This is a genomic window from Bradyrhizobium sp. i1.15.2 (assembly GCF_040548425.1).
In the GTDB taxonomy this organism is placed as follows: Bacteria; Pseudomonadota; Alphaproteobacteria; order Rhizobiales; family Xanthobacteraceae; genus Bradyrhizobium; species Bradyrhizobium canariense.
On record NZ_JBEPRQ010000001.1, the window covers coordinates 70,001 to 87,113 of the forward strand.

General features: G+C 62.3%; 9 protein-coding genes, 2 tRNA genes, 2 rRNA genes and 1 riboswitch (1 of these 14 only partly in view). Of the genes, 5 read left to right on the plus strand and 8 right to left on the minus strand.

Annotation, left to right across the window (positions count from 1 at the left end):
* The 4 genes from ABIB80_RS00360 to ABIB80_RS00375 all read right to left on the minus strand — a co-directional run.
* Positions 1-800: ribosomal RNA gene (locus tag ABIB80_RS00360) — 23S ribosomal RNA — on the minus strand; it reaches 2,073 nt to the left of the window's first position.
* 421 nt (positions 801-1,221) lie between these two features.
* Positions 1,222-1,297, minus strand: a tRNA-Ala gene (locus ABIB80_RS00365).
* 33 nt (positions 1,298-1,330) lie between these two features.
* A tRNA-Ile gene (locus ABIB80_RS00370) sits at positions 1,331-1,407 on the minus strand.
* A gap of 188 nt (positions 1,408-1,595) precedes the next feature.
* Positions 1,596-3,084 (minus strand): 16S ribosomal RNA (locus ABIB80_RS00375).
* Together the 16S and 23S rRNA genes with 2 tRNA genes alongside form the textbook arrangement of a ribosomal RNA operon.
* A 1,070-nt stretch (positions 3,085-4,154) precedes the next feature.
* Between ABIB80_RS00375 and ABIB80_RS00380 the strand changes: the two genes are divergently transcribed.
* Together ABIB80_RS00380 and ABIB80_RS00385 are read left to right on the plus strand one after the other, a co-directional pair.
* Positions 4,155-6,218 (plus strand): M23 family metallopeptidase, encoded by a 2,064-nt coding sequence (locus ABIB80_RS00380; RefSeq protein ID WP_007597282.1) that lies wholly within the window; start codon positions 4,155-4,157, stop codon positions 6,216-6,218.
* A 156-nt stretch (positions 6,219-6,374) separates the two neighbouring features.
* Entirely contained in the window at positions 6,375-7,994 is a 1,620-nt protein-coding gene (locus ABIB80_RS00385) for an NHL repeat-containing protein (protein ID WP_354126831.1), read from the plus strand.
* 185 nt (positions 7,995-8,179) lie between these two features.
* Here the strand turns inward: ABIB80_RS00385 and clpB are convergent, their stop codons facing one another.
* Complete coding sequence (clpB, locus tag ABIB80_RS00390; protein WP_354126832.1) at positions 8,180-10,819, minus strand: ATP-dependent chaperone ClpB; 2,640 nt, start codon at positions 10,817-10,819, stop codon at positions 8,180-8,182.
* Positions 10,820-11,075: 256 nt separating this feature from the next.
* On the opposite strand from clpB, the gene ABIB80_RS00395 reads away from it, so the two are divergent.
* Positions 11,076-11,864 (plus strand): MOSC domain-containing protein, encoded by a 789-nt coding sequence (locus ABIB80_RS00395; RefSeq protein WP_354126833.1) that lies wholly within the window; start codon positions 11,076-11,078, stop codon positions 11,862-11,864.
* A gap of 112 nt (positions 11,865-11,976) precedes the next feature.
* On the opposite strand, the gene ABIB80_RS00400 is transcribed toward ABIB80_RS00395, so the two are convergent.
* A complete protein-coding gene (locus tag ABIB80_RS00400) occupies positions 11,977-12,798 on the minus strand; it encodes a TIGR02594 family protein (protein WP_219680442.1) in 822 nt (273 codons plus the stop codon).
* A 209-nt stretch (positions 12,799-13,007) separates the two neighbouring features.
* Between ABIB80_RS00400 and ABIB80_RS00405 the strand changes: the two genes are divergently transcribed.
* Positions 13,008-13,871, plus strand: coding sequence for an alpha/beta fold hydrolase (locus ABIB80_RS00405; RefSeq protein WP_219680445.1), 864 nt, complete (start codon positions 13,008-13,010; stop codon positions 13,869-13,871).
* 122 nt (positions 13,872-13,993) lie between these two features.
* On the opposite strand, the gene metW is transcribed toward ABIB80_RS00405, so the two are convergent.
* Together metW and metX are read right to left on the minus strand one after the other, a co-directional pair.
* Positions 13,994-14,656 carry a methionine biosynthesis protein MetW gene (metW, locus tag ABIB80_RS00410; RefSeq protein WP_007597293.1) on the minus strand — a complete coding sequence of 221 codons (663 nt, stop codon included), beginning with the start codon at positions 14,654-14,656 and terminating at the stop codon, positions 13,994-13,996.
* A 15-nt stretch (positions 14,657-14,671) separates the two neighbouring features.
* Positions 14,672-15,874 (minus strand): homoserine O-acetyltransferase MetX, encoded by a 1,203-nt coding sequence (metX, locus tag ABIB80_RS00415; protein ID WP_219680447.1) that lies wholly within the window; start codon positions 15,872-15,874, stop codon positions 14,672-14,674.
* Positions 15,875-15,964: 90 nt separating this feature from the next.
* A riboswitch (SAM riboswitch) is annotated at positions 15,965-16,044 on the minus strand.
* Positions 16,045-16,248: 204 nt separating this feature from the next.
* On the opposite strand from metX, the gene ABIB80_RS00420 reads away from it, so the two are divergent.
* The gene (locus ABIB80_RS00420) at positions 16,249-17,097 is read left to right on the plus strand and encodes a chorismate mutase (RefSeq protein WP_219680450.1); all 849 of its coding nucleotides are present in this window, start codon (positions 16,249-16,251) and stop codon (positions 17,095-17,097) included.
* The last annotated feature ends 16 nt before the right edge of the window (positions 17,098-17,113 follow it).

Consider the following 17,113-nt stretch of genomic DNA (forward strand, 5'->3'; position numbering starts at 1 on the left):
GCTAGATCACTAGGTTTCGGGTCTAATACAACGAACTTGACGCCCTATTCAGACTCGCTTTCGCTACGCCTTCGCCTATCGGCTTAAGCTTGCTCGTTAAATTAAGTCGCTGGCCCATAATACAAAAGGTACGATGTCACCCAGAACGTATCTTGGGCTCCATCTGTTTGTAGGTGTCCGGTTTCAGGTCTATTTCACTCCCCTCGTCGGGGTGCTTTTCACCTTTCCCTCACGGTACTGGTTCACTATCGGTCGCTGAGGAGTACTTAGGCTTGGAGGGTGGTCCCCCCGCGTTCAGACAGGATTTCACGTGTCCCGCCTTACTCGTGGATACATCATCGCATTACTCGTACGGGGCTATCACCCTCTAAGGCCCAGCTTTCCTGACTGGTTCCGATTGTCTTTGATGTATCACTGGCCTGGTCCGCGTTCGCTCGCCACTACTAACGGAGTCTCTGTTGATGTCCTTTCCTCCAGGTACTTAGATGTTTCAGTTCCCTGGGTTTGCTTGAAACCTCCTATGTATTCAGAAGTCTCATACCTTCTTTTGATAACCGGAAATCCAAAACCTCTTCGATCGAAATCTAAAGGCTTAGGCATCTCACATTTCTGTTCGAACCCCACACCACAGTCTTTCGACTGAGGTCTTGGAGTTCCGGCTATCGAAGGTGGGTTTCCCCATTCGGAAATCCATGGATCAAAGCTTCTTCGCAGCTCCCCACGGCTTATCGCAGCGTAGCACGTCCTTCATCGCCTCTCAGCGCCAAGGCATCCACCGAACACCCTTAAGGCACTTGATTGCTCTCATTATCAATGTCCACACACTCGGCAGAATGTTGTCTGCAGAATTGCCAAGAAACCTAAGTCTCTAAGGCACGCGCCCTCGATGAACGCTATCTGCAGCCGGACAATGATTAGAAAGACCAGCTTGCTTCGTAAGATCGTTCCGATAGCGAGGCGGTCAAGCTTCGCTAAAAGGATCATTTACAACTCGCGTGTCCTTCAGACGCAGCCTTGTGAGCTACCCTGGAAGACGCACGAGCGCCGAAATGATCCGGAGATAATGAAGTATCGCGCAACAATTACTTGTTGCCCGATCCAACTCGGATCGATCTCCTCTTTACGATGTCAGAAATCACGCAGCTTACTGTCCATCCGGACTAGTAAGTGCGAAGTGATGTTTCGCGGACGACGGTACAAGTAGTCGGTGATCAAACCATCTGGTGGAGCCAGACGGGATCGAACCGACGACCTCATGCTTGCAAAGCACGCGCTCTCCCAGCTGAGCTATGGCCCCGTAACCAGAAGACGAATGCTCACTCGATGAGTGTGGTGGGCCTGGGAAGACTTGAACTTCCGACCTCACGCTTATCAAGCGCGCGCTCTAACCAACTGAGCTACAAGCCCCTAACGCATATCCAGTCAAGGACCAGGGATTCTGCAAGGTTGCAGCCCCAGCGCGTGTTCGTCCGCGAAGAAAGAGAAACGAAGACGGCGAAATCCCGCCAATGCAGCTCAACGATCCTGACGACCGTTGGCCACTGATGTTTCTAAAACGGTTCGATAGAAGCAAGCTTCTGAAGAACCATCCTTAGAAAGGAGGTGATCCAGCCGCAGGTTCCCCTACGGCTACCTTGTTACGACTTCACCCCAGTCGCTGACCCTACCGTGGCCGGCTGCCTCCATTGCTGGTTAGCGCACCGTCTTCAGGTAAAACCAACTCCCATGGTGTGACGGGCGGTGTGTACAAGGCCCGGGAACGTATTCACCGTGGCGTGCTGATCCACGATTACTAGCGATTCCAACTTCATGGGCTCGAGTTGCAGAGCCCAATCCGAACTGAGACGGCTTTTTGAGATTTGCGAAGGGTTGCCCCTTAGCGTCCCATTGTCACCGCCATTGTAGCACGTGTGTAGCCCAGCCCGTAAGGGCCATGAGGACTTGACGTCATCCCCACCTTCCTCGCGGCTTATCACCGGCAGTCTCCTTAGAGTGCTCAACTAAATGGTAGCAACTAAGGACGGGGGTTGCGCTCGTTGCGGGACTTAACCCAACATCTCACGACACGAGCTGACGACAGCCATGCAGCACCTGTGTTCCAGGCTCCGAAGAGAAGGTCACATCTCTGCGACCGGTCCTGGACATGTCAAGGGCTGGTAAGGTTCTGCGCGTTGCGTCGAATTAAACCACATGCTCCACCGCTTGTGCGGGCCCCCGTCAATTCCTTTGAGTTTTAATCTTGCGACCGTACTCCCCAGGCGGAATGCTTAAAGCGTTAGCTGCGCCACTAGTGAGTAAACCCACTAACGGCTGGCATTCATCGTTTACGGCGTGGACTACCAGGGTATCTAATCCTGTTTGCTCCCCACGCTTTCGTGCCTCAGCGTCAGTATCGGGCCAGTGAGCCGCCTTCGCCACTGGTGTTCTTGCGAATATCTACGAATTTCACCTCTACACTCGCAGTTCCACTCACCTCTCCCGAACTCAAGATCCTCAGTATCAAAGGCAGTTCTGGAGTTGAGCTCCAGGATTTCACCCCTGACTTAAAGACCCGCCTACGCACCCTTTACGCCCAGTGATTCCGAGCAACGCTAGCCCCCTTCGTATTACCGCGGCTGCTGGCACGAAGTTAGCCGGGGCTTATTCTTGCGGTACCGTCATTATCTTCCCGCACAAAAGAGCTTTACAACCCTAGGGCCTTCATCACTCACGCGGCATGGCTGGATCAGGCTTGCGCCCATTGTCCAATATTCCCCACTGCTGCCTCCCGTAGGAGTTTGGGCCGTGTCTCAGTCCCAATGTGGCTGATCATCCTCTCAGACCAGCTACTGATCGTCGCCTTGGTGAGCCATTACCTCACCAACTAGCTAATCAGACGCGGGCCAATCTTTCGGCGATAAATCTTTCCCCGTAAGGGCTTATCCGGTATTAGCACAAGTTTCCCTGTGTTGTTCCGAACCAAAAGGTATGTTCCCACGCGTTACTCACCCGTCTGCCGCTGACGTATTGCTACGCCCGCTCGACTTGCATGTGTTAAGCCTGCCGCCAGCGTTCGCTCTGAGCCAGGATCAAACTCTCAAGTTGGACTTGAACTTTGAACCGGCTGATCACAACGTTTTGACGAGGTCCCACCATTTTTCATCGACCGAAGTCGATGAGCTGCCCGCGATTCACATCGCTGGCAACGATGGTGTAACCTTAAAACGTGTACCGCCGAAGTCTTTCGTCCGGTCCCGATCCAAAAAGCCGAAGCTCTTTAAATGCGAGACCCGCAAGGACTCCGCCGTCCACGTTTCTCTTTCTTCATCTTCACTTGTCAAACAGCCCGGGACCAGGAGGCCCCAACCTTCCAGAGAGGAAGGGTTCCGACACCCTTACCGACGATGGATGAACTCCAATCGACTTACGTCGACTGTTGTGTCACTCAACAAGGTGAGGAGCATCAGTGGCGCGTTCGCTCGCCTTGGTCAGTGACCCGGCGGCGCCGCGCTCAGTGGTCGGGTTATAGGCCCCACCCATCGGGGTTGTCAACGCCGATTGTCAGAAAATCGTCGCACGGTGGATTATTCAAAAAATACACGTGATTACAGTATGTTAGAAAGGCGCTGCGCGGATGGATCGGGCCGACGCTGAGAAAAAACCCAAGAAAAGATTGGGCCTGAGCGGGCTCCGGAAGCGGCTTGGACGTGACTTGGACGTGACTTGGACGTGACTTGGACGTGACTTGGCGCGGCTTGGCCGCGGCTTGGGGCGCCCGCCCCTGGAAGGCCTCGGCCCCCCTGCCGTTCCGGAAACTTTCCATATTAGGCGCCGTACTTGAGCCACAATCCCCCGGCGTTCTGGTACAGACGAAGCTTGAATCGCATGGATGCCAGTGGGGGCTGCCGGCGGTTTGTGTGGGGTCAGAGGAAGGCGATCATCCGATGAAGCAGCCTTCTTCAGACATTCGAGACACATCGAGAGATCTTTTTCCGCTTAGCTGTTCGTAATTTCGGCCGGTCCGTCATCTGGGCCTTCTGACCGCGGACGCCTATGCGGCTTGCCTTTTCCAGAGACGCCCCAGAGAGGGCGGCGTAAGGAGGGGCTCGAAACAGGACTGTCCGGAACGGGCTGCTCGAAATCGGGCTCTCGGGTCGTTGATTGGGGGACTTGGGTTGAACCACAGGACGTCACGCGGCGCTTACGGGCGTGAGACCGGGATCATCGATCTCGGCCACGAGCCGCCGCTGTCCGTCGATGGTTCCGAAGCCGCTGTCATCGATCGGCGCCGCGTCTCGGTGCAATGGTTCAGCGGGACTATTCTAACCGGACTTTGCGGCGCAGCCCTGATCGGCGGCGCCGTTTTCGCTTCGCTCGACGGCGAGATGACCTTCGCCAAGGTGCCGGAGCGCGTCGAAGGCGCGCTGCGCGGCGCATTCGGCGCAGCCGACCGCGCCGCCACGCTGCACAAGAGCGACCGCCTGCCGCCGCCGAACGAAGCCACGGCCTCGCGCAACATCGTGCGCGTCTCGACCGTCGCCCGCGTCGGCAACCGCGACGTGATGCGGGTGCGTCCCTTCATCCGGATTGCCGGCAATCTGTCGATGACGACGAGCGACCTGTCGGCGAAGATCCCGCCGTTCAACGCCCAGCGCCTTCTCACCGATGTCGGCTCCGATCCGAAGACGGCATCCGAGGATCCGAACAATCCGGAGGCCGTCGAACCCGACGCCGAGGTATCCTTCGTCACCAAGGACCTCTCCCAGGTGCTGCCGAAAGCCAAGATTACCGCAGTGGTGGCGCTGGACGACATCCTGATGCGGGTGCGCGATGCCGCCAACTGGCGCGGCAATGGCGGGGTGCGCTATGCCGCTCTCTCCAATGCTGCGGCCGACGTCTCCGGCGCGACCGCCCCGTCCGAGATCAGAAGCGCCTACGCCACCGAAGTGTCGCCGTCCGATCCCTATGCCGGCTTCGAGACGCGCGTGGTGCCGGAAAACGTCACGCTGCTGCCGAAGACCAAGGAACAGATCACCGGCGGCAATCCCAACGGCGAACGCGTCCACGTGGTCAAGAAGGGCGACAGCGTCGCCGGCGTGCTGCGCGATCTCGGCGCCACGGCCGAGGAGATCAAGGCGATCACCGCGACGCTCGGTCCGCGCGGCCGAGACGGCGGCGTGAAGGAAGGCGAGAAGCTGCGCATCCTGATGGCGCCCGCAAGCCCCGGCGCCCGTCTGCAGCCCTACCGCGTCGTCATCGCCAACGAGACCATGGTCGAGGCGATCGCGGCGCTGTCCGATCTCGGCAAATACGTCGCCGTCGACGTCTCCAGCATGAATACCGTCGCCGATGCGGCGGCTAACGCCAACAGCGACGACGATGACGACGATGACGGCACGGGCGTGCGGCTCTACCAGAGCATCTACGAGACCGCGATGCGCAACAAAGTGCCGATGCCCGTCATCGACGACATGATCAAGATCTACTCCTACGACGTCGATTTCCAGCGCAAGGTGGCGCCGGGCGATTCATTCGACGTGTTCTACGCCGGCGAAGACGAAGGCGTGACCGCGAGCGAAAAGAACGACGTGCTGTTCGCTTCGCTCACGCTCGGCGGCGAAACCAAGAAATACTACCGCTACCAGAGCCCCGACGACGGCGTCGTCGACTACTATGACGAGACCGGCAAGAGCGCGAAGAAGTTCCTGGTGCGCAAGCCGGTCAACAACGCCATCATGCGCTCCGGCTTCGGCGGCCGCCGTCACCCCATCCTCGGCTTTGTGAAGATGCACACTGGCGTCGACTGGGCCACCTCCTACGGCACGCCGATCTTCGCCTCCGGCAACGGCGTGATCGAGAAGGCCGGCCCCGAGGGCGGCTACGGCAAGTACATCCGCATCAAGCACAACAACGGCTACGAGACCGCCTATGGCCATATGTCGGCCTTCGCCAAGGGCATGGAGCCCGGCAAGAAGGTGCGGCAGGGCCAGGTGATCGGCTTCGTCGGTTCGACCGGCGCGTCGACCGGCCCGCACGTCCACTACGAAATCCTGGTCAACGGCCGCTTCGTCGATCCGCTGCGTGTGAAATTGCCGCGCGGCCGCTCACTGGAAGGCCCGATGCTGGCCGGCTTCGAGAAGGAGCGCGACCGGCTCGACGGCATGATGAGCGGCCGCGCCGGCGCCATCGCCCGGATGTCGGACGCAACCGGCGGACCGTTGCAGGTCACCAACCGGTAAAGCCGGCGAACCGGCCGAGATCGGCCGGTCATCTTCAAACACGATCCGGATTTGACGTCGATGCGCGAGGCCCGCTTGGCGCCATCACAACGTCAAGTTTCGTTTGCCAAAGCGGCGTGGGGAGCGAATACTTTCCAAAAAACAGGAGGTCTCGCCATGAAGAACAGGCTCGCCTGCGCAGCCTTCGTCGCTGCGATTGTCTCCGCCACCAGCGTTTCGGCCGAAAACTGGGAGGTCACCCGGCTCGTCCCCGGCTCGGCGTTCCACGGCGTGCACGGGCTTGCGATCGACAAGGCCGGCCATCTGTTTGCCGGCAGCGTCGCGGGCGCGGCGCTCTACGAGGTCGACATCGCCGGCGGTACCGCCAAGGTTGCAATCCCCGCCCCGATCGGAATGGCCGACGACATCGCATTCGCCCCCGACGGCACCATGGCCTGGACCGGATTTCTGGCCGGCGATCTTTATTCGCGCAAGGGCGACGGCCCGATCACGAAGCTCGCTTCCGGCCTTCCCGGCATCAACTCGCTCGCCTTCCGCAAGGACGGCAGGCTCTACGCCACCACCGTCTTTCTCGGCGACACGCTCTATGAGATCGACGTCGAGGGCGTCAAACCGCCGCGCCAGATCATGGAGAAGATGGGCGGCCTCAACGGCTTCGAGTTCGGTCCCGACGACAAGCTCTACGGTCCGCTCTGGTTCAAGGGACAGGTCGCAAAGGTCGACGTCGACAAGGCCGAGCTGACCGTCGTCGCGGACGGCTTCAAGGTCCCGGCCGCGGTGAACTTCGATTCCAAGGGCAATCTCTGGGTGGTCGACACCGCGCTCGGCCAGCTCGTTCAGGTCGATCCCAAGTCGGGCACCAAGACCATGGTCGCGCAGTTGAAGCCGTCGCTGGACAATCTCGCGATCGACGGCAAGGACCGGATCTACGTCTCCAACATGGCCGACAACGGCATCCAGGAGGTCGATCCGGCGACCGGCCAGGCGCGGCAGGTCATCATTGGCAAGCTCGCCTTGCCCGGCGGCATCGGCGTCACGTCAGAGAACGGCAAGGACACGATCCACGCCGCCGACGTGTTCGCCTATCGCACAGTGGACGGTGCTACTGGCGAGGTCACCGAGAAGGCCCGCATGCACGCCGCCGGCGTCGCGCTCGAATACCCGATGAGCGCAACGGCGAAGGGCAACGACGTGGTCCTGTCGAGCTGGTTCACCGGCACGGTGCAGGTGATCGACGGCAAGACCGGCGCGACCCGCGACATGCTGCACGGCTTCAAGGCGCCGCACGACGCGATCGTGCTCGCGGACGGCAGCATTCTGGTGGCCGAGCTCGGCACCAAATCGCTGGTCCGCGTCAGCGGCGAGCACGGCAAGGACCGCACCACACTGATCGGCGGCCTCGAGGGCCCGGTCGGGCTCGTCGCCGGATCGCGTGGCGAGGTCTACGTCACCGAAGCCTTTTCCGGCGTCGTCTCGATGATCGAGAGCAACGGCGAAAAGACGGTGGTCGCCAAGGACCTGAAAATGCCCGAAGGGATCGCACGCGCCGGCGACGGCAAGCTGATCGTGGCGGAGGTCGGCGCCAAGCGATTGATCGAGATCGCACCTGAGAGCGGCACGGTCACCGAGATCGCGGCCAATCTCCCGATCGGCCTGGTGGGCGCGCCCGGAGGACTGCCAACGCATATTCCGACGGGCGTCGGCATCGGGGAATCCGGCACGATCTATTTCTCGTCTGACATCGAGAACGCGATCTACAAGGTCACGAAGAAATAAGTCCCCGCGCTCAAAAATGTGGATTGGATTGCATATGCCGGTAGGGCCCCACCGTAAAGATTGCACGACCTAGACAAACCACACTCCGGCTGCAGCAAGATCGTCAATAACCCACAAAAGAAACCGCCCCGGAGAGATTGACCTCTCCGGGGCGGCTTGTTGCTTCAGGCTTCGAATACCGGCGCTCAGTTCAACTTCCGCTTCGACACCGGCGCCTCGAACTGGGCGATCTCCGCGGTCTGCGGCGCCTTGCCGTTGAAGGTCAGCACGTTGCCTTCGGACGAGATCGCAACGCTGTCACCGTCCTTGACGTCGCCGGCCAGGATCATCTCGGCGAGCGGATCCTGGACGTGACGCTGGATCACGCGCTTGAGCGGCCGTGCGCCGTAGGCGGGATCCCAGCCCTTGGCGGCGAGCCAGTCGCGGCCCGCGGCGTCGAGCGTCAGCACGATCTTGCGATCGGTCAAAAGCTTTTGCAGCCGCGCGAACTGGATCTCGACGATCCGGCCCATCTCGCTTCTCTGCAAGCGATGGAACAGGATGATCTCGTCGACGCGATTGAGGAATTCGGGGCGGAAATGTCCCCGCACCATTCCCATCACCTGCTCGCGCACGGCCGAGGTGTCCTCGCCCTCCGGCTGGTTCACCAGAAACTCCGAACCAAGGTTCGAGGTCATGATGATCAGTGTGTTGCGGAAATCGACGGTGCGGCCCTGGCCGTCGGTGAGGCGGCCGTCGTCGAGCACCTGCAACAGGACGTTGAAGACGTCGGGATGCGCCTTCTCGATCTCGTCGAACAGCACGACCTGATAGGGCCGGCGCCGCACCGCTTCGGTCAGCGCACCGCCCTCGTCATAGCCGACATAGCCCGGAGGCGCGCCGATCAACCGCGAGACCGAGTGCTTCTCCATGTATTCGGACATGTCGAGGCGGACCATCGCGGTCTCGTCGTTGAACAGATATTCGGCGAGCGCTTTCGTCAGTTCGGTCTTGCCGACGCCGGTGGGCCCGAGGAACATGAACGAGCCGGTCGGCCGGTTCGGATCCTGCAGCCCCGCGCGCGAACGGCGCACGGCGGTCGCGACCGCACGCACGGCCTCGGCCTGGCCGACGACGCGCTTGCCGAGCGAGTCCTCCATCCTCAGGAGCTTGTCCTTCTCGCCTTCCAGCATCTTGTCGACGGGCACGCCGGTCCAGCGCGAGACCACCTGCGCGATGTGGTTGGCGGTGACCGCCTCCTCCATCATCTCGCCGGAGTTCTCCTTGGCCTCAATGTCTGCAAGCTGCTTTTCGAGCTCGGGGATCCGGCCATAGGCCAGCTCGCCGGCCTTCTGGAATTCACCGCGCCGTTGTGCGTTGGCAAGTTCGACCCGCAAGCCGTCGAGCTCGGCCTTCAGCTTCTGGGCGTCGGAGAGCTTGTTCTTCTCCGCGCTCCAGCGTGCGGTGAGCGCCGCGGACTTCTCCTCGAGGTCGGCGAGCTCTTTCTCCAGCGTCTGCAGGCGGCTCTTCGAACCGGCATCGCTCTCTTTCTTCAATGCTTCCTGTTCGATCTTCAGCCGGATGATCTCCCGATCCATCGAATCCAGCTCTTCCGGCTTGGAATCGACCTGCATCTTGAGCCGCGCGGCCGCCTCGTCCATGAGGTCGATGGCCTTGTCCGGCAGGAAGCGGTCGGTGATGTAGCGGTTGGACAGCGTCGTGGCGGCGACCAGCGCGGAATCGGTGATCCGCACGCCATGGTGCTGCTCGTACTTGTCCTTCAGCCCGCGCAGAATCGAGATCGTATCCTCCACCGAGGGCTCGCTGACGAAGATTGGCTGGAAACGCCGCGCCAACGCCGCGTCCTTTTCGACGTGCTTCTGGTACTCGTCGAGCGTGGTCGCGCCGATGCAGTGCAGCTCGCCGCGGGCGAGCGCAGGCTTGAGCAGGTTGGACGCGTCCATCGCGCCGTCGCCCTTGCCGGCGCCGATCAGCGTGTGCATCTCGTCGATGAACAGGACGAAATTGCCCTCGCTCCCGGTCACCTCCTGCAGCACGGCCTTCAGCCGTTCCTCGAACTCGCCGCGATATTTTGCACCTGCAATCAGCGAGCCGAGATCGAGCGACAGCAGCTTCTTGTCCTTCAGGCTCTCCGGCACGTCCCCGTTGACGATGCGCAGCGCCAGACCCTCGGCGATGGCGGTCTTGCCGACGCCGGGCTCTCCGATCAGGACGGGATTGTTCTTGGTCCGGCGCGACAGCACCTGGATCGTGCGGCGGATCTCCTCGTCGCGGCCGATGACCGGATCGAGCTTGCCGTCGCGCGCCGCCTGGGTGAGGTCGCGGGCATATTTCTTCAGCGCGTCGTAGGCGTTCTCGGCCGTCGCGGAATCCGCGGTGCGGCCCTTGCGCAGCGCTTCGATCGCCGCGTTGAGGTTTTGCGGGGTGACGCCGCCCTTGGCCAGGATCGCACCCGCCTCGCTGGTCTTCTCCAGCGCGAGGCCGAGCAGCAACCGCTCGACCGTGACAAAGCTGTCGCCGGCCTTCTCGCCGGCCTTCTCAGCCGCGTCGAAGGTGCGGGCGAGCTCGGGCGCCAGATAGATCTGGCCGGCTCCGCCGCCAGAGACCTTCGGCACCTTGTTCAGGGCGTCCTCGGTCGCCTTCAGGATTGCGCGGGAATTGCCGCCGGCGCGGTCGATCAGGCCGGCAGCGAGGCCTTCATTGTCGTCCAGCAGCACTTTCAGGACGTGCAGGGTCGAAAACTGCTGGTGCCCTTCGCGCACCGCAAGCGACTGCGCAGACTGGACGAAGCCCCTGGAGCGTTCGGTATATTTCTCGATGTTCATATCTTCTCTGTCCCTCGGCCTGCCCCTGGAGCCCTCTAAGGCACTCCAAACGGCATCTTCATTGGGTTTCCGATGACCGCATTGACGTTTCTCAACCGGCAACGGTCGTTATCAGCCGGCGCTGGCGCCGGCCTGACCCAGATGTGGGAAGCGAGGCCTCGGACCGGAAGAGGCGAGTTCACAATTTCGTGCGCGGATCCGCCCGCTTGGCGCCGGTGGGCCGAATCCCCTAAGTAGCGGCATGACACCGAGCGCAATGACAGCCAGCCAGACTGCCGAGATCGCCGGCCTCTACCGCTATCCGATCAAGGGCCTGACGCCGGAGCCCCTGCCCCGCGTCTCCCTGCGGACCGGCCAGACCCTGCCCGCCGACCGCCGCTACGCCATCGAGAACGGCCCCAGCGGCTTCGACCCGGAAGAGCCGCAGTGGAAGCCAAAGATCCAGTTCCTGATGCTGGCGCGCAATGAGCGGCTGGCTTCGCTCGACAGCCGGTTCGGGGACGCGACCCATCGCCTGACCATCCGCAAGGACGGCCAGATCGTCGCCAGCGGCGATCTCGAGACCGCCGCCGGACGCGCCGCCATCGAGGACTATTTCAGGGAAAACTTTCAGCCGGAGCTGAAGGGCCCGCCCAAGGTCCTGTCCGGCCGCGACCACAGCTTTTCCGACGTCGCCCGCAAGGTCGTGTCCATCATCAATCTCGACAGCGTCCGCGCGCTCGAGACCATGCTCGGCGGCGCAGCCGTCCACCCGCTACGCTTCCGCGCCAATCTTTACGTGAAGAGCTGGCCGGCCTGGTCCGAGCTCGACCTCGTCGGCCAGACGCTGGCGATCGGACAGGCCCGGCTGAAAGTGGTCAAGCGCATCAAGCGCTGCCCGGCCACCAATGTCGATCCTCAGACCGCCAGGCGCGATCTCGAAATCCCGGCCACGCTCTCGAGCAATCTCGGCCACATGGACTGCGGCATCTATGCCGAGGTGATCGCCGACGGCGACATCGGCGTGGGCGACGCGGTTGCGGTGGAACAGCCGAAGCTGGTGTGACGGGGCGCTTTCTCGGCAAACTCCGTCATTGCGAGGAGCGAAGCGACGAAGCAATCCAGACTGTCTCCGCGAGGGATTCTGGATTGCTTCGCTGCGCTCGCAATGACGCACCTCAATTCGGCATCACATAGGCGTAGATCCGGCCGCGCGAGATCGGCGCTTCGCGGACGCGGTTGCCGTTGTTGCCGGAGATCATGATCGGATTGCCCTGCGCGTCGACGCCGGTGATGATGCCGACATGACCGCCCCGGCCGCCGCGCGACATGACCGCGATGGCGCCGACCTGAGGACCGGAGACACGCGTGCCGTAATGCGCGAACGAGTTCGCCAAGTCGGAGCCGGTGCCACGGTGACCGGTTTTCTCAAGCACCATGTTCATGAACCGCGCGCACCACAGGCTACCGCGGCCGGTCGGATTGCCGCCGACATAGCGGCGTGCCTCGGACACGAGGCCCGACCCGCCGCCGAAGCCGCCGCTGCTCGTCGCGGTATTGGCCACGCCGCCAACATTCGCGTTAGTGGTCATCCCACCGCCACGCCTCATGGTTCGACGGCTGGCGCGCGTGGTCATCCCACCGCTATCGCTGGTAACCATTCCAGCGTTGCCGCTCTTGGCCATTCCACCGCCGCCGCTCATAGCCATTCCACCGCTGCCGCTCGTGGCGATGCCGCCGCTATTGGCGTTCGGGTCATAGCTGGCGAAGGTGTTGCCGAAGCCGCTCGCCTGCAATTGCGCCGCGCCGCGCTCGAAGCGCGAACTGCGTGCATGCCGGTAATGATGATGTCTGCTGGCGTGATGCGCGTAAGCGTGCCGCTCTGCGCTATGACGATGAGGTCGTGCTGACGCCGGAGAGATGAGCGCGGCGACCGCCGCGAAGGAAACAGCCAGCGCGACGACACAGCGCGACAGGCGAGACGCAAACAACTCGAACATTCTTCATCCTTCGTTGACACCCCCACTTCCCAATCGGCCCGTGCGGTGGCCGACATCCGCGGGCTGTATCAGTATCCTGATGTGGCGAGAACAAGACGCGGTCGCGGAGATTTTGGACGATGATTAAGATGATTAATAAGTGTTAGGTTCGTATGCGCTAACCGCAGGACGGCATTCCAATGTCGCAGCCACCTCTGGGAGAAAACCGGATGCCTCACGCCCTCACGAAGGACAATTGCCGCCTCTATTTCGAACAAGCAGGCACGGGCACGCCAATACTTTTTCTGCACGAATTCGCCGCCGACTACACCAATTGGGAGCCGCAGATGCGCTACTTCTCGCGCGGCCATCGCTGCATCACCTATTCCGCGCGCGGCTACACGCCATCGGACGTGCCTGATGGCGAGGTCTACGGCTACACGCATTTCTACACCGATGCGCTCGCGGTGCTCGATCATCTGAAGATCGATCGCGCGCACTTCGTCGGCCTCTCGATGGGCGCCTATTCATCGCTCCAGATCGGGCTCAACGCGCCCCAACGTGCCCTGTCGATGACGCTCGCCGGCGTCGGCTCAGGCTCGGAGATCGAGAACCTCGACGCCTGGCGCCAGCAGTGCCGCGCCAACGCGGAGCAATTCGAGATGCTCGGCTCGGCCGAAGTCGCAAAGGTCACGCGCGAGGCGCCGAGCCGGATTCCCTTCCTGGTGAAGGACCCGCGCGGCCACGCCGATTTCTACGCCGCCCTGGCGCGGCACGACGCCAAGGGATCGGCGCGGACGATGCGCGGCTTCCAGGCCGGCCGTCCCTCGATCTTTACGATGACAGACGCGATCAGAGCCGCCACGACGCCGGCACTCATCATCTGCGGCGACGAGGACGATCCGTGCGTCGGCGCAAGCCTGTTCCTGAAGAAGCACCTGCCTGCGGCAGGGCTCGCCATGTTTCCGAAGTCCGGCCACGTGCTCAATCTCGAAGAGCCCGCGCTGTTCAACGAAACGGTGGAACGGTTCGTCACGCTGGTAGAAGCGGGACGATGGCCGGCGCGCGATGCGCGGTCGTTGCCGGCGCATTAGCGCGAAGACGTCATCACAGGCTCCGTCGCGTAGCCCGGATGGAGCGAAAGCGTAATCCGGGGCCTTCGCCTCCGCGGATAGAATCCCGGATTGCGCTACGCTTCATCCGGGCTACGGGAATCCTATTTCCTGCCGCCTCGCGTCAGCAAGAACACGCCCTGCTCGCCGAACAGATTCCACACCCACCAGGGCATCCGCAGCCGCAGCGGGCGGCCGTAGAGGTCGAGCGCCTCGGCACGTTCCATCTTGACGTCGATCGCGTCGCAGAGCTCGACGAAATCCTTGATGGTGCAGAAATGGATGTTGGCGGTGTCATACCAGCTTGCCGGCAGATTCTCCGTGCGCGGCATGTGGCCGCCGATCAGGAGCTGGAGCCGCATCTTCCAGAAGCCGAAATTCGGGAACGACACGATGGCGCGGCGGCCGATGCGCAGCAAATTCTCCAGCACCACTTTCGGCTGCCGGGTCGCCTGCAACGTCTGCGACAGGATCACGTAGTCGAAGGCGTCATCGGGATAATTCACGAGATCGGTGTCGGCATCGCCCTGCACCACCGCAAGACCCTTGGCGACGCAGCGGTTGACGCCCTCGCGTGACAGCTCGATGCCGCGGCCGTCGATGCCGCGGGTCTCCAGCAGCTGGAGCAGGTCGCCCTCGCCACAGCCGACGTCGAGCACCTTCGAGCCCGGCTTGACCATCTCGGCCACCAGCACATGGTCGGCGCGAAAATCGCCGGGCTGCCCGGTCGCAAGGCCGCCCAGCGGCAGCGCTTCCTGTACAGACATGACTAGCCGTCCTTGTTAAGCAGTCTTGGCAGTGAGCCCGCGCGCCTTGCCTGCCGACTGCAGGAAGGCACGGGCAATGTCGAAGAACTCGGGCACGTCGAGCAGGAACGCGTCGTGACCGCGATCGGTCTCGATCTCGGCGAAGGACACCCGCGCGCTCGACGCATTCAGGGCGTGCACCAGCGCGCGCGATTCCGAGGTCGGGAACAGCCAGTCGCTGGTGAAAGAAACCACGCAGAAGCGGGTCTGGATTCCCGCGAACGCCTTCGCCAGCACGCCGCCATGGTCGCCGGCGATGTCGAAATAATCCATCGCGCGGGTCAGATAGAGATAGGAGTTGGCGTCGAAGCGCTCGACAAAGGATGAGCCCTGGTAGCGCAGATAGGACTCGACCTGGAAGTCGGCGTCGAACGAGAAGGTCGGCAGCTCGCGGTCCTGCATGCGCCGGCCGAATTTTCGATGCAGCGCGGCGTCCGAAAGATAGGTGATGTGCGCCGCCATCCTAGCGACAGCGAGCCCGCGATGCGGATGGATGCCGTGATCGGCATAGCCGCCTTGGTGCCAGTCGGGATCGGCCATCACCGCCTGACGGCCAAGCTCGTGGAACGCGATGTTCTGCGCCGAATGTCGTGTCGAGCAGGCAATCGCCAGCGCGGAGAATACCCGAGTCGGATACGCCGCAGTCCATTGCAGCACTTGCATGCCGCCCATCGAGCCGCCGACGACTGCGAACAGCGTGTCGATGCCGAGCCGGTCGATCAGCATCGCCTGCGCGCGCACCATGTCGGGGATGGTGATGACGGGGAAATCGAGGCCCCAAACCTTGCCCGTCGCGGGATTGATCGAAGCCGGACCGGTCGAGCCCATGCAGCCGCCGATCACGTTGGAGCAGATGATAAAATACTCGCTGGGATCGAGCGGTCGGCCGGGGCCGACCAAGGTCTCCCACCAGCCGGGCTTGCCGGTGACAGGGTGCACATTGGCGACGTGCTGGTCGCCGGTCAGCGCATGGCAGATCAGGATCGCATTGGAGCGATCGGCATTGAGCTCGCCGTAGGTTTGGTAGGCGATCTGGAACGGGCTGAGATCGACACCGCAATCGAGCTGCAGCGGCTGCTTCGTGCCGAACTGCGCAACCTGCGAGCTCGGACGATCCACCTCGTGCGACCGCTCGTCGGCAGTGATCGCGGGACTGGGAATTGACTGGACGCCAACCATCTGACCATCGACCTCGTTTGCGATCGTAGAAGTGACCGCATTGACATCAGGCCATGAAAAACCCGGCCTGAACGATAGGTTCGGCCGGGATCGAAAGGGTCCCCGGCCTGTTTAGCGAGTTTTTTAACGTGGCTGCAAGCCGGCCGGCTCAAATGACCACGGAACGGATAAAAACTACCGTCTTGGACGGTTTTCGTCAAGTCGCGGCCCGGATCGACCAAATTCGCCTGCCGCGCCGCCGGCGGAAAGGGCCCGATTTCCCTTTGCATTTCTCTTTGCTTTCGCAGCCCCGACTGCCTAATCAGGACATCCATCGTAGCGGTGACGGCTCGACTGATCCGCATTGGAACGCCCCTCAACAGCACCTGTCAGACATGTCCCAACGTCCGCCCGCGCCACCATCGCTCCAGGAATTGCGCAAGGAGATCGACGCGATCGACGAGGGCATGCATCGCCTGCTGATGCAGCGCGGCGACATCATCGACCGCCTGATCCAGGTGAAGCAGACCCAGGAGGTCGGCTCGGCGTTCCGTCCCGCGCGCGAGGCCGCCATGATGCGTGACCTCGTCCAGCGCCATCGCGGCATCCTGCCGCTCGACACGGTCGAGAGCATCTGGCGCGTGATCATCGCGACGTTCACTTACGTCCAGGCGCCATTCTCGGTGCACGCCGACATCTCGGCAAGCGAGCCGGCCATGCGCGATTCCGCGCGATTCCATTTCGGCTTCACCGTGCCTTACGTCGCGCATTTCAGCGCGCAGGCGGCGGTCGAGGCCGTCGCGAAATCCAAGGGCGACCTTGCGCTGGTCTCGGCAACCTCGAGCCGCACGCCGTGGTGGCTGTCGCTGGAAGAAGCCGGCGCGCCAAAGATCATCGCGCGGCTACCCTTTGTCGAGCGCGCCGACCATCCGGCGGCGTTGCCGGTGTTCGCGGTCTCGCGCGTCGCCGACAGCGCCCTGGTGACGGAGGTCGAGACCTTCAGCGTACGCGTGTCAGGGTGGAACGCCGAAGTTGCGCGCGCCCTGTCGCCGCTCGCCGAGATCGTGGCGGTGCCCGACACCGCCTTCGACGGCGCCGCGCTGCTGGTCTCGGTCACCGCGACGAGCAGCCTCGACAAGATCAAGGCTGCCCTGATCGAAGCGGGGGCCTCGGTGCGCTCCACGGCCCTCGTCGGCAGCCACGCAACGCGCTATACGGTGCCCCCGACCGGGCCGAAATCGTAAGTCGCGAACCGCTTAA